This is a genomic window from Nonomuraea sp. NPDC048882, assembly GCF_040649755.1.
Taxonomy (GTDB): domain Bacteria; phylum Actinomycetota; class Actinomycetes; order Streptosporangiales; family Streptosporangiaceae; genus Nonomuraea; species Nonomuraea maheshkhaliensis.
The window spans coordinates 170345-183163 of record NZ_JBEZGB010000018.1; the positions used below are offsets into that span (position 1 = coordinate 170345).

Genomic DNA, 12819 nt, shown 5'->3' on the forward strand with positions numbered 1-12819 from the left:
GGCTTGATGCAGGAGCACGCCCTGGCCCTCCCCCTGATCTTCCGCCGGGTGGAGCGCTACTTCGGGGACAAGCGGGTGGTGACGGGCCGCGTGGACGGCGAGACCACCGCGACGTGGGCCGAGATCTGCGCGCGCACCCGGCGGCTGGCGGCGGCACTGGACCGGCTCGGCGTCCCCATCGGCGCCCGGGTCGGCACGTTCGGCTGGAACAGCCGGCAGCACGTCGAGCTGTATCTCGCGGTGCCGTGCGCCGGGCGGGTCCTGCACACGATCAACCACCGGCTCTTCCACGAGCAGATCCGCTACATCGTCGACGACGCCGCCGACGACGTGCTCTTCGTCGACCGTTCGCTGCTGCCCGTGGTGTGGCCGTCGGTCGGGAAGCTGGCCGGCCCCCGTCACATCGTGGTCATGGACGACGGCGCCGACGCCCCGCTGCCCGACGACCCGAGGATCCTCGACTACGACACGCTGCTGGCCGAGGTCACGCCGCACGCCGGCGACTTCACCATCGCCGACGAGAACACCGCGGCGGCGCTCTGCTACACCTCCGGCACCACCGGCGACCCGAAGGGGGTCCTCTACAGCCACCGGTCCATGGTCCTGCACGCCCTGCTGCTGCTCATGGTCGACACCTTCGGGATCAACGAGCGCGACGTGGTGATGCCGGTGGTGCCGATGTTCCACGTCAACGCCTGGGGGCTCCCGTACGCCGCGATGTTGTGCGGCGCGGACCTCGTCCTGCCCGGTCCGGCGATGCGGCCCGAGGAGCTGATCGCGCAGATGGAACGGCACCGCGTCACCTTCACCGGCGCGGTGCCCACGGTGTGGCGCAGCCTGGAGCCGCTGCTGAAGGAGCACGACCTGTCCAGCCTGCGGACGATCATCTGCGGCGGCGGCGCGGTGGACGGCGCGCTGTCGCGCTCGTACGAGGAGGCCATCGGGATCCCCCTCACCAACGCCTGGGGGATGACGGAGACCAGCCCGGTGGTGACGGTGGCGCGGCTGTCCACCGTGCACGACGACCTGGACCCGGACGCGCGGCGCGCGGTCATCGGCACGCCCGGCCCGGCGATCCCGCTCACCGAGCTGCGGCTGGCCGCCGACGACGGCACGGAGATCGCGTGGGACGGTGTCACACCGGGCGAGCTGCAGGTGTCCGGCCCCACCATCGCCGCCCGGTACGTGGGCGAGGAGCGGCCGGGCCCGGCGTTCACCGACGACGGCTGGCTCAGGACCGGCGACGTGGCCACCATCGACGAACACGGCTACGTGCGCATCGTCGACCGGACGAAGGACCTGGTGAAGTCGGGGGGCGAGTGGATCTCCTCGGTCGAGCTGGAGGGCGCCATCATGGCCGACCCCCGGGTCGCCGAGGCCGCCGTGATCGGCGTGCCGCATCCTCGCTGGGGGGAGCGTCCTGTCGCGTACGTGGTCCGCCGGCCCGGCGCCGTCCTCAGCGCCGACGCCGTACGCGAGCATCTGACCGCGTACGTCGCCCGCTGGTGGATCCCCGAGGAGGTGCTCTTCGTCCCCGAGATCCCGAAGACGGCGACGGGAAAGTTCTCCAAACGCCAGCTCCGCATGCAGCACCCGCACTCCGACGACCCCTCACAGCCGTCGCAGCCGTCACAGCCCCCGCGATCCCCGCAGCCCCCGCACCCCCCGCAGGAGTGAGCCGCCATGCCCATCCAGCCTCGTCTCATCGTCACCGGCCGGGAGCCCGACGGAACCTCGGTGTTCGTCACCGACCGGCCCGCCGACCCGATCTCCGTCGGCGCCATCCCCGGCTCGGAGTTCTACCTGATGTGGGGCACCGAGGACGCCACCGCCACCGTCGGCACCAAGCCAGGGCAGCCGACGACCTTCCCGTTCTTCCCCGGCGCCGGCGGCACCCGCATCCTGTTCCTGCGCTGGGCGCCGGAATCGTCCGCCCCCGAGCAGCTCGCCGACCCCGCCGGGCTGGCCGCCGAGGCCGCCGAGAAGCTGCCGGGCCTGATGGACGTGTTCGAGCCCGACAATCCCGGCATGCACACCACCGACACCGTCGACTACGGCATCTGCCTGGAGGGCGAGCTGCACCTGGAGCTGGACGACGGCAAGGAGGTCAAGCTGACCCCCGGCTCCGTCGTGGTCCAGCAGGGCACCCGCCACGCCTGGCACAACCGCAGCGACCGGCCGGCGCTGATGTGTTACGTACTGATCGGCGCCGAACGCGACTCATGACTCGGGGCGAGGCCTGCCGCTGCCTCCGCCCTCGTGTCCCACCCGAAAGAAGGCCTCCTGCCTGTGGACCGACTGCTGTTCGACGAGGACCATGACCTGTTCAGAGCCTCGGTGGCCGCGTTCACCGCGCGCGAACTGCTCCCCCACCAGGAACGTTTCGCCGCCGAGCGGCGCATCGACCGGGCCGCCTGGCGCGCGGCCGGCGAGCAGGGCTTCCTCGGCCTGGAGGTGCCCGCGAAGCACGGCGGCGGCGCGGCGGGCGACTACCGGTTCAACGCGGTCGTCTGCGAGGAACTGGCCAAGGTGAGCATGGCCGTCGCGTCCTGCTTCAGCATCCACTTCGACGTGATCGCCCCGTACCTGGTGGACCTGGCCACCGACGAGCGGCAGGCCGAGTGGCTGCCCCGCTTCTGCTCCGGCGACTTGGTCACCGCCATCGCGATGACCGAGCCCGGCGCCGGCTCCGACCTGGCCGCGATCAGGACGGCCGCGCGCCGCGACGGCTCCGACTGGATCATCAACGGCACGAAGACCTTCATCACCAACGGCCACGGCGCCGACCTCGTCCTGGTGGCCGCCAGCACCGACGCGCGGCTCGGCGCCAAGGGCATCACGCTGTTCGCCGTCGAGGCCGGCACTCCCGTTTCGAGCGCGGCCGCACCGCGTTCGGGCAGCCGATCGGCCCCTTTCAGCACAACAAGTTCCTGCTCGCCGAGCTGGTCACCCGCATCGAGGTGGCGCAGGCGTACGTCGACCACTGCGTCCGCCTGCACACCAGGCAGACCCTCGGCCCGGCCGACGCCGCCAAGGCCAAATGGTGGTCCGCCCAGGCGCAGAACGACGTGCTCGACGCCTGCGTGCAACTGCACGGCGGGTACGGCTACATGAGCGAGTACCGCGTGGCCCGCGCCTGGACCGACGCCCGCGTCACCAAGATCTGGGCTGGCTCCAACGAGATCATGAAGGAACTCATCGGCCGCGACCTCGGCCTCTGACCCGATGGGCGCATGGAATCCCTGACGTTTCACGAGCAGGAATCATCAGACGGGCGGCATCAGGTCGCTCTCGCTGACGGTGTACGTGAGCGTGGGGTAGGTGAAGTCCGTCTCCTGGTTCTCGCGGCGCCGTAGTTGGTAGAACTCACGCCTTTGTTCCTCGTCGGCCGAGGTGAGGCGGGGGCCGTCCGGGAGATGAGTCTGACCGTCGCGATAACGCACCAAGGTTTTCGAGGTTCGGAAGGTCACGCCCAGCCATCGGTTCTCGGCGGGCTGGGCGGGCTTGTCCAAGATGATTTTGTGCTTGTGTCGCCGGTTCGTGGCTACGGAGAACACGACGGCGCTGTTGTGGGTCAATGGGATCTCGAAAGCGTCGCCGCTGGAATCCTTCGGTTCGACGATCAGCTTTCTTGGTGGGTTCGCCTCGGGGTGCTCGTAGCAGGAGAAGACGGCGATGAACGACTCGTCCGCCAGGTCGAGGGCCTGGTCGGAATGGCTGCCCATGGTCGTGTAGGCGTTGGTGTAGAGCTCGATGAGAGCGTTGTTGAAACCGGCGGCCGAGCCCGCGCATTCTTGGATCTGCTGGGCCAGGCGCTCGTGCACCGGGCGGAAATGTTGTGCTGGAGCGGCGTATCGGGTGGTGGTGCGGACGAGAGGTACGTCTCCCGTCTCGGCTACCTTGACCAGGACGGCTCCCGACCGTCCTTTTCCCACGTCTTCGAAGCGCGTCGATGCGCTCAACTCCTGGAAAAGGTCTCGTTCGGCGGGCAGGGTGTACGAGCGGATCTCGGCCAGGATCCTATGGTCGGGGAGCAAGGTAGTCTCCCGTGTTCATGCTGAAGAGAAAGCCGTCGCCGTAATCGATGAAAGCCTGGGTTCTGTTCTCCTCGGCGTACAGCTTGCGCAGCTCGTTCAGGCCCTCGGGGGTGGGTGGTTCCAGCTTCGTCAGGTCGCCGTCTGTTTTGAGGTACGTGTGGCCGTTCCTGTGCACGGCTTCGGTGCTCGAACAGCGGACCACGTAACCCAGGCGGAGCGGGAGCGACTCGGCGTTCAGTGCCGACGGCCGGACTTCGTGGGTGTAGAGCCGGTTGGTGGACAGCGGCATGAAGAAGGCGGAGCCGGGATAGAGCGTGAGGGTGAACTGCTGGGGAAGGGCGTGGTCTTCGGCCGGCTCTTTGAGGCGGAAGTGGAGTTTGGTCAGCCCGCTGACGCCGTTCAGGCCGTGGTCGAAGGCGTCCAGCGGGCGTAGTTTGTCGAGCCCGTCGTAGAAGGTGCAGAAGGCCATGATGCCGTTGGCGGGCATGTCCTTGGTCTTGTCGGCGTGGGCCGAGATCTTGGCCTTGGACTGTTTGCGTTCGGCGGCGGCGGGGGTGTTGTGGTAGATCTGCGCGAGGACGTGGTTCAGCGGAGCGTGGTCCTGGAATACCGTGGCGGCCTCGGCGTTCAGGGCTTCGACTATTCGGGTGTCCGTCGCGGAGAAGGTCTCGGTGGGCCCCGAGAGGTTCGTGGAGCAGCGCAGCAGGCGGAAGTGCAGGTCGTCGCCGTCTCGGGTGACGGGGGTCAGGTAGATTCCGGTGCGATGGGCCGTGCCCGGCTTGGTGGACTCCGTGAGGGACTGGAAGGTGTGCTCCGAACGGATGCGGGTGAAGTGGTCGGAGGCGGGATCGAAGAAGCGGCGGTAATACACGCCGACGCCGTGCACGCGGGTGGGAACCTGACCGAGGTTCACCAGTCGCCACTTCTCGTCATGACCGTACGAGAGGTCGCGGACGACGAGCACTCGTGCGGCCGCGTCGAATTCGGGGGCGTTGATCCTGGATATGTCGCCGCACAGGTATACGGTTTTCTGCCTCAAGTCGGGCGCGTTAGAGAGAAAGTCGTCCAGGCTGAGCACGAGCCCATGGAAATTCTGGATCGTGTCGTCGTCTCGCGGTAAGGACGACGACACGATCAGGTAATTGTTCGCATTCTCGATACGGGCGACTTTCCGGCCTGCCGTGTGCATGGAACCGTACACGGTCCCACTGTAGCGAACGGCGTCCTCACGGCATGAGGCCGGCGATCGCGGCGTGGACCAGGGCCTTCTCCTCGCCGGTCAGATCCATGGACGGGGCGGCCGGCCCGCGTTCAGTCAGGTCAGAGGTCGACCTCGGCGAGGTGGTCGGCGGTCCCGCCGCGCCATTCGACCAGGAAGAGGCTCGCGTCATCACTCGTCGTCCCCTGCCTTTGGCGCATCAGTGTGTGCGAGAGGCTTCGTACCATCTGCTGCACAGTTCTCGTCACAGGGCCGACGTGCTCGATGGACTTGATCAGACGTTCTTCGCCGAACTGCTCACCGCCGGTCTCGTGCTCTTCGACGAGACCATCGGTGTAGAAGAGCACTCGATCATGACGCGCGAGCCGGCGCGTGTTGATCTGCGGGCTGACACCGCCGAAGCCGACCGGTAGGGTGCCCGCACCCTCCAACGCCTCGATGACCCGGTTGCCGCGGATCAGCAACGGCGCCGGGTGCCCTGCGTTGACCCATTCCAAGACACCCGACCCGATGTCAAGACGCGCCATCTGTGCCGTGACGAACTGGTCGGGGCCGAACTGTTCGTTGATGGCCGCGTCCATGAATTCGTACAGTTCGGCAAGTGCGACATCAGCGCGTCTCGCGTGCCGATAGGCGCCGATGGCCACGGTCGCCAGCACGGCCGCGTTCATGCCATGGCCCATCGCGTCGATGACGGCCATGTTCAGGACTTCGTCGTTGAGGGCGTAGTCCAAGCTGTCCCCGGCGACGTCATAGGCGGGCTCCATGATGCCGGCGACCGCGACCTGTGGGGTCACCATGGACAACGGGGGCAACAGCGACCATTGGATCTCCGCGGACACGCTCATCGGCTCGCGACGCCGTGCCATGAAGAACTGATCTGTATAACTGTTCTTGGTGACGAGCATGTCGGCGACCAGACCGGCCAGCCGTCGCAGCAATCGGCGGTCGTCGTCGTCGACGGTGCCGAGCGTCAGCGCCATCACCCCGACCTCGTCACTGCCGTCGAGCAGCGGCAGGAACATCCGGATGCCGTCGGCCACCGGATGCTCCACCCTCGTCTCGCCGACAAAGGCCTCACCTGCCCACGACCCGTCAATGGGCAGGGGATCGCCGCCCGTGAGCCCCCTGCCCGGCAGCGGCACCAACATCACCTGGTCATAGTCCTGCAGCAGGATGGACACATCCCAGCCACCGATCTTGCGTACCTCCTCCGCAACCAGCGGAGCGATGAGCTGTGGCGGCATGGTGTGAGCCCGGTCCAGCAGTTGCCCCAGCAACCGCTCGCCGAAACCCTCCGACCGGTCCACCGCAACCCGGGCCCCTTTGGGGCTTCCCGGCGCACGTCCCGTCATAACTGATTCAGTCCCCCCGTGCAGATTTCTTTCTGCCGGTATCCGACCTTGAACCAGCACCGGCCTCTTTTGACGTGGATTTGGCCGAGGACACTGTCCTGCCGGACAACGTCAGGCAATGTTCAGGGCTTCTTGGCCCGCTACAGGTACTGGCCCGCCTCAGCGCTGTCCGTCTTCGACACACGCACCGACACCACGTTGGCGAGGTTGACGACCACGCCGTGCGGCTCGGCCTCACTGTCGTATCTCGCCCGCATCAACACCAGGCTGCGCCGCTCGTCCATGGCACGAGCGATCGCCGCCACCGCCTCCGGCTCCCCGTCGAAGTCTCCGCTCGTCACGGAGACGTCTTCACCGCCCACCAGGTGGAATCGAATGATCAGCACGACATTCTCGGACACGGCCGGCTCCCTTCGCCAGAATCCGCAAGAGACACCTGCCCGTCGTTGCACGCAGTACGCATCGGGCGTTTCCTGGCACTCGCCTCGACGTCGATCCGCAAGCTGGTCGCGCGCCTACGGCGCCTCCTTGCGCCGTCTGTCCCGGATCTGCCGGTGTGCCGGGGATCCGGACGGGGCCGGAGGTGGTGGGTCGTAGTCTTTCGGACTGATGTCAGTCGGTGGGCCCGAGCCCGGCGATGCGTTCCTCGCGTACGTCCTGCAAGGCCCGCAGATAACCGATCTCCATGGCACGACAGATCAGGTTGTTCATCTCGGCAGAACCATCGAGTCGTCCCCAACTGGAGAACTCGTTGGACACCGTCTCATCGGCCAGCCGCTCGTCGCCGGCATCTCCAGGACGTGGCCCGTCATACCGAATCCGGCTGATGAACTCACTCCATTCCTCCAGCTCGGCACGTGCGTCGTCAGCGTTGCTCATGCCGGCCATCGTGACCCATGATCACCCTTATTGCGAGCCATCCGGCGCGCTCGGCGATGAGCCGCTGGAAACGCTCCGGCGCATCGTCGCCAGCCGTGCGCATGGCTGGCGGGTCGCGTAGCGTATTCAAGGTGACGCATCAAGACGCGCCGAACGACCCGCCACCCGACGCGGTGGCTCCGGTTGCCGCGCTGGTCGACGCCTGCCGGCACTTCGCCACCCACGTGCGGCTGCTGGCCGACCAGCTCGGTGCCGTGGAACTGAGCGACGACGACGTCGAGCTGGTTCACCATGCCGTCCATCAGGTTTTCACCGCGGCGGGGCTGGCGGGCGCGCTCGCCACCGGGCTGCAGCGGCACACCGGCGAGCAGGACTGCCCGCACTACAACGTGCTCACCGACGGTGAGTGGGCGCCGCTGGCGGAGAACGGCCGGCACGAGCGCAAGGCCGTCTACGGGTGCGAGCTGCAGCCCGGCCACGCGGGCGCCCACGCGGCGCACGTCCAGCTGCTGCCCGAACCCGACAGGTTCATCTGGATCCGCTGGGACCTCCGCGCCCGCGAACTCGTCACGCTGCCGCCGTGCCCGGCCGAACGCGCCGACCCCGATCCTGATCCCCGCTCCCCCTACGGGGACGAGCCGGCGCCGTGCCTGCTGTTCGAAGGGCACGTCGGACCTCACCGCTACTGACTCCCGCACTTCCCGGTCTCGGCGGGCGCGGTGTTCTCCTGCGTCGATCACTCACCGTGCCGTCTCGGCCGGGACGCGGATCAGCAGAGCCTTGGGGGCGACCGCGATGCGGGTCGTGGTGCCGGGCTTGATCAGGTCGCCGTCGTACTGCCTGGGCATGGGCCGTGCGGTGTCCACCCGGATCGTCCGGGCGGTGAACCGCTCGATGCGCCGGTCCTCGCGCCGCGATCGGGTGAAGAGGCGGACGGCGACGCCCAGCCAGTCCCGCAGACCGTACGGGGAGAGCACCAGGACGTCGAGGCGGCCGTCGTCCGGTTGGGCAGTGGGGAACAGGTGCAGCCCGCCCTGGACCCGGCCGACGTTTCCGACCAGCATCATCCTGACCCGTCGCCGGAAGGGCGGGCCGTCGTCCAGACGCAGAGTGACCCGGAACGGCCGATCGCGCAGCCGCGACAGCGCGCCGAAGACGTAGGCGAGGGCACCGAAGCGGCCCTTGGACGTCTCCGTGGTGCTCTCCAGCATCGCCGCGTCCAGTCCGACGCCCGCCATCACCGCGAACGTCTCACCGTCGATCTCGCCCAGGTCGACGGCGCGAGTGCGGCCGGTGACGCCGGTGGCGATGCCTTCGGCCAGCGTCGTGCCCAAGGCGAGGTTCTGGGCCAGCAGATTGCCCGTTCCGGCAGAGAGCACCGCCACCGGCACCCCGCTGCCCACCAGCCCGTCAATGACCGCCCGCACGGTGCCATCGCCCCCGCAGGTGAAGACCAGGTCCACCTGTTCGTCCACGGCCCGCCGGGCCAGGCCCTGCCCGTTGTCCTCGATCGTGGTCTCGAACCAGAGCGGTTCGGCCCAGTCGTGCTTGGCCAGCTCAGCGGTCACCTCAGCCCGGCGCAGGTCCAGATCAGGCACCTTGGTGGGATTCACGATCACAGCCGCGTGGGGCATGTCCCTACTTCCCTGTCGCGTGGTCGTCGGCGAGCGGCATCAGCCGGTGCAGGACGTTGCGGTAGGCGCGCAGGGCCATCCTCAGCCGCTCGGTCTCCGTGTCATCCTGATCGGTGTTCTTCCAGGGCTCCCGGAGCTCACCCAGGCGACGTTCCAGCGTCTCGTGGACGGCGGTCATCACTTCGTCCATGAGCTCGTCGGCCCGCTGGACGGCTTCGCGCGGGTCGTCCACGAAGAACGCTTGGAGATCGTGCCAACGCCGCAGGACACCGCTGGAGTCGCTGCCGAGCAACGAGCCGTGTTGTGGCGGCGCGGGCTCGGCCGCCGGGTCGAAAACGAGCTGGTCAGAGGTGACGGACGGCGGCCTGTCGGGCTCTCGGGCCGACGTGGGCCGAGGTGGCGGTACGGCGGTTGCGTCGTCGAGACGCTCTTCGTCGTCGCCCATTTTCATGCGATCAGCTCTCTTGAGTCGCCGTGCGGGTGGGGTTGCGGTCACGGGCACCGGCGGCTGCTGGCGGGCGGTCCTCGTTGCGAGACGATGGGAGGCGATGGCCATGATCACCAGGTACCAGGTCATGCAGGTCAGGTCTGCCTCCCGGAGACGAGATGCAACAGCGGGCCGGCCGCCCGCCGACTGGCCGGGGCCGCCTGTCGGAGTCGTACTTCTTGAGCCAACCTCCCCGCGTGCGGCACGGACACAGCCGATTCCGGAACAGTTCATCGCCACAGCCGATCACCGGAACCGCGGTGATCAGCCACGGTGATGAGCTTTGCTCGGAGCGCCGGTGGCTGTCCGCCTGTCAGCGGTATTGGCTGGGGCTGTCTGGCTGCCCGTCTTGGGGCGATGCGCGTCGGCGGCGACGCCCGAGCGCCGGCCAGCGGACGGGAAGGCAGCCATGGCGAGGACTGGCCAGGCGCCGGAGACCAGGCCGCTATCGACCGGCGATCACGATCGGATGGCGCTCGTGACTGGTGTCGGCGTCCTCAGCCGCCGTCAGAACCCTGTCCTCGACCTCGCGCCCAAGTGTCACGTCGATGCGGCAGATGGCTGTCGCGGACTCGATGCACCGTTGGACGCCTCGCTTCTCGCCGACCGCTACCGTCTGCTCCGACCTCTCGGACGGGGCGGCATGGGAACGGTCTGGCACGGTCATGACGAGCTCCTGACCCGCGAGGTCGCGATCAAGGAAGTGCCGCTGCCTGACGGGCCCGAACGGACGATCGTGGCCGAGCGCACACGTCAGGAGGCACGCGTCACGGCCCGCATCAGCCATCCCAATGTCGCGGCCGTGTACGACGTCGTCGAGGTGTCCGGTCAGCCCTGGATCGTGCTGGAATTGGTGCGTTCTCGAACGCTCGGTCAAACGGTGGCCCAGGACGGGCCGCTGTCTCCGCGCACGGTGGCGAAAATCGGGCTGGAGCTGCTGCGGGGGTTGTGCGCCGCGCACGCGGCCGGGATCGTGCATCTGGACGTCAAGCCGGACAACGTCCTGCTGGCTCATGACGGTCGCGTGGTCCTGACGGACTTCGGTATCGCCATGATGGACGGCGATGCCTCCCTCACCCCGGCCGGAACGCTGACCGGCACCATGGCTTACCTGGCTCCCGAGCGGGTCACCGGCGATACCCACCGGCAGTCGGACCTGTGGTCACTGGGCGCCACCCTTTTCATGGCCGTCGAAGGGCGGCCCCCCTTCTGCCGTGACACGACGATTCATACCCTCGTCGCCGTGCTCGCCGACCCTCCGGACCCCTTCCAACGGGCTGGACCGCTCGCAGCCGTGCTCGCCGGCCTGCTCGACAAGAACCCCGCCACACGGCTGGACGCGGTCGGCGCGCGCGAGCAACTCCGGCACGTGGCAGACCTGTGGCGCTGAAGGACGAGCCGGCAGCGCCCGCCGTCGAGTGACAGCCCTACGGCATCGGGACGACCATCCGGAGAGTCGATCGCCGCCTGTAGCTCGCTGCTCGGCGGGCTGGTCGACGGCCGGCGCTTCCCCTCGCCGCGCGCCGCGATCGACGCCGGCGCCCGATGGTCACCGCGAGCGCGTGCCCGCGGGCGGCATGGGGGCGGGATGGAGGGTGGTGATGCCCGTGAGGACGAGGTCGATGCCGGTGAGGAACTGTTCGCGGTCGTCGTGGTCGCGCATCTGCTCCGCGATGGCCCGGATGAACGGGTAGTCGTCGGGGTCGAGCTCCTGCCAGGCGCTGGACGCGGTGTCGAGGAACGCGGCGCGCTCCGCCTCTGAGGCGGGGGCGGTGTCGTCGCCGGCGTGCCGGCGGGTCTGGGTGGTGGCGCCGAGCAGGTAGTGGACCAGCGCCGAGGCCGTGGTGAACCAGTCGGCCCGCGGTACGCCGAGCGCGCGGACCGGCCGGCCGATGCTCTCGAAGATGCGCAACGTCACCGGCCCCCAGGGGTTGCGGGTGAACTGGATCGCGAGCTGGCCGGCGAGCCATGGGTGTGCGGTGACCGCGTCGAATAGGCCGAGCGCGACGGCGCGGATGTCGTCCTGGGGCGTGCCCACGGCTCCGCGCGCCCCGGCGGCTCCACGCGCCCGGCCGGTTTCGCGCGCCCGATCGCTTTCGCGCGCTCGGCCGGTTTCGGTGGGCCGCGCGTCCAGGGCGGCAGCCACGACGGCCTCGGTCGCGGCTTCGAGCAGTTCGCCCATGTTGCCGATGTGCCAGTAGATCGCGCCGGAACCGGTGGCCAGGCGGCCGGTCAGCGCGCGAACCGTCAGAGCGTCCTCTCCCTCCGCGTCCAGCAGCTCGACCGCGGTCTCGATGATGCGTTCGCGGGTGAGCACCTGCCTGCGCCGTTCCGCCTGACGTGTCCGTGGGGCCATGGCTGCCATTCTGACAGGTTTGGAGCAGCGGTCCACCATGGAGTACCGTTCCATTCATGGAGCAATGCTCCATAAGACATCCAAGGAGGCGCGACGTGTACGACGTGGTGATCGCAGGTGCCGGCCCGGTGGGCCTATTCCTCGCCGGCGAGCTGGCACTGGCGGGCTGCTCGGTCCTGGTGCTGGAACGCGAGCAGGAGAAGATCTCGCCGTGGAAGGCGCTCCCGCTGGGGATGCGGGGCCTGAACGCGGGCTCGATGGAGACGTTCTACCGCCGCGGGCTGCTGGAGGCGCTGCTGAAAGCCTCAGGCGCGAACCCGGAGCGGGTCGGCGCGGACCCCGGCGCACAGGAGCCGCCGGCCCCTCGCGAGGTGAGCCATTTCGCGGGCATGCGGCTCGACCCGGCCGCCATCGACACCACCACCCTCCCGTACCGGCTGCCCGGCCCGGCCATGGAGGGCATCATGACCAGCCTCGACGCGGTCGAGACGGCCCTGGCGGAGCGGGCGGCCGAACTCGGCGTACAGATCCTGCGCGGTGCCGCCGTCGAAGCCGTGACCCAGGACGGCGACACCGTCCTCACCCGAGCCGGCGGGCACGAGCACCGGACGCGCTGGCTCGTGGGCTGCGACGGCGGACGCAGCACCGTACGCGAACTGGCGGGCTTCCCCTTCACCGGCACCGACCCGCTCTTCACCGGCTACGCCGCCCACGTCACCCTCGCCGACCCGCAGAAACTGAGCCTCGGCTTCAACCCGACGCCGACCGGCATGTACCTGCGCACGCCCTTCGAAGGCCACCTCGGCATGATGGACTTCGACGGAGGCACGTTCGACCGCTCACAGCCGCTGA

13 protein-coding genes and 1 pseudogene are annotated in these 12819 nt (G+C 68.7%); 6 read left to right on the forward strand and 8 right to left on the reverse strand.

Features of this window, described 5'->3' with window-relative positions; genetic code table 11:
• Nucleotides 1-6 precede the first annotated feature (6 nt).
• From AB0C27_RS45165 to AB0C27_RS45175, 3 genes and pseudogenes are all read left to right on the forward strand, one after another.
• Nucleotides 7-1677, forward strand: coding sequence for a long-chain fatty acid--CoA ligase (locus tag AB0C27_RS45165; RefSeq protein ID WP_357858568.1), 1671 nt, complete (start codon nt 7-9; stop codon nt 1675-1677).
• Nucleotides 1678-1683: 6 nt separating this feature from the next.
• On the forward strand, nt 1684-2226 hold the full coding sequence (locus AB0C27_RS45170) for a cupin domain-containing protein (RefSeq protein ID WP_357858571.1): 543 nt from the start codon (nt 1684-1686) through the stop codon (nt 2224-2226).
• Nucleotides 2227-2289: 63 nt separating this feature from the next.
• Nucleotides 2290-3221, forward strand: a pseudogene (locus AB0C27_RS45175) (acyl-CoA dehydrogenase family protein).
• A 45-nt stretch (nt 3222-3266) separates the two neighbouring features.
• On the opposite strand, the gene AB0C27_RS45180 reads toward AB0C27_RS45175, so the two are convergent.
• From AB0C27_RS45180 to AB0C27_RS45200, 5 genes are all read right to left on the reverse strand, one after another.
• Entirely contained in the window at nt 3267-3935 is a 669-nt protein-coding gene (locus tag AB0C27_RS45180; protein ID WP_357858623.1) for an alpha-ketoglutarate-dependent dioxygenase AlkB, read from the reverse strand.
• A gap of 85 nt (nt 3936-4020) precedes the next feature.
• Nucleotides 4021-5238 carry a hypothetical protein gene (locus AB0C27_RS45185; protein WP_357858574.1) on the reverse strand — a complete coding sequence of 406 codons (1218 nt, stop codon included), beginning with the start codon at nt 5236-5238 and terminating at the stop codon, nt 4021-4023.
• A 119-nt stretch (nt 5239-5357) separates the two neighbouring features.
• Nucleotides 5358-6566, reverse strand: coding sequence for a PP2C family protein-serine/threonine phosphatase (locus tag AB0C27_RS45190; protein ID WP_357858577.1), 1209 nt, complete (start codon nt 6564-6566; stop codon nt 5358-5360).
• A gap of 185 nt (nt 6567-6751) precedes the next feature.
• On the reverse strand, nt 6752-7012 hold the full coding sequence (locus AB0C27_RS45195; protein WP_357858580.1) for a hypothetical protein: 261 nt from the start codon (nt 7010-7012) through the stop codon (nt 6752-6754).
• A 211-nt stretch (nt 7013-7223) separates the two neighbouring features.
• Nucleotides 7224-7490, reverse strand: coding sequence for a hypothetical protein (locus AB0C27_RS45200; RefSeq protein ID WP_357858583.1), 267 nt, complete (start codon nt 7488-7490; stop codon nt 7224-7226).
• Nucleotides 7491-7621: 131 nt separating this feature from the next.
• Between AB0C27_RS45200 and AB0C27_RS45205 the strand changes: the two genes are divergently transcribed.
• Nucleotides 7622-8179, forward strand: a complete 558-nt coding sequence (locus AB0C27_RS45205) for a hypothetical protein (RefSeq protein ID WP_357858586.1) — start codon at nt 7622-7624, stop codon at nt 8177-8179.
• 51 nt (nt 8180-8230) lie between these two features.
• On the opposite strand, the gene AB0C27_RS45210 is transcribed toward AB0C27_RS45205, so the two are convergent.
• Together AB0C27_RS45210 and AB0C27_RS45215 are read right to left on the reverse strand one after the other, a co-directional pair.
• Entirely contained in the window at nt 8231-9124 is an 894-nt protein-coding gene (locus AB0C27_RS45210) for a diacylglycerol kinase family protein (RefSeq protein WP_357858589.1), read from the reverse strand.
• A gap of 4 nt (nt 9125-9128) precedes the next feature.
• On the reverse strand, nt 9129-9686 hold the full coding sequence (locus tag AB0C27_RS45215; protein ID WP_357858592.1) for a hypothetical protein: 558 nt from the start codon (nt 9684-9686) through the stop codon (nt 9129-9131).
• A 394-nt stretch (nt 9687-10080) separates the two neighbouring features.
• On the opposite strand from AB0C27_RS45215, the gene AB0C27_RS45220 reads away from it, so the two are divergent.
• A complete protein-coding gene (locus AB0C27_RS45220) occupies nt 10081-11001 on the forward strand; it encodes a serine/threonine-protein kinase (RefSeq protein ID WP_357858595.1) in 921 nt (306 codons plus the stop codon).
• 159 nt (nt 11002-11160) lie between these two features.
• Here AB0C27_RS45220 and AB0C27_RS45225 read toward each other — a convergent pair whose 3' ends face one another.
• The gene (locus AB0C27_RS45225) at nt 11161-11967 is read right to left on the reverse strand and encodes a TetR/AcrR family transcriptional regulator (protein WP_357858598.1); all 807 of its coding nucleotides are present in this window, start codon (nt 11965-11967) and stop codon (nt 11161-11163) included.
• A gap of 95 nt (nt 11968-12062) precedes the next feature.
• On the opposite strand from AB0C27_RS45225, the gene AB0C27_RS45230 reads away from it, so the two are divergent.
• A partial coding sequence (locus tag AB0C27_RS45230) for an FAD-dependent monooxygenase (RefSeq protein WP_357858601.1) occupies nt 12063-12819 on the forward strand: 757 nt, incomplete at its 3' end.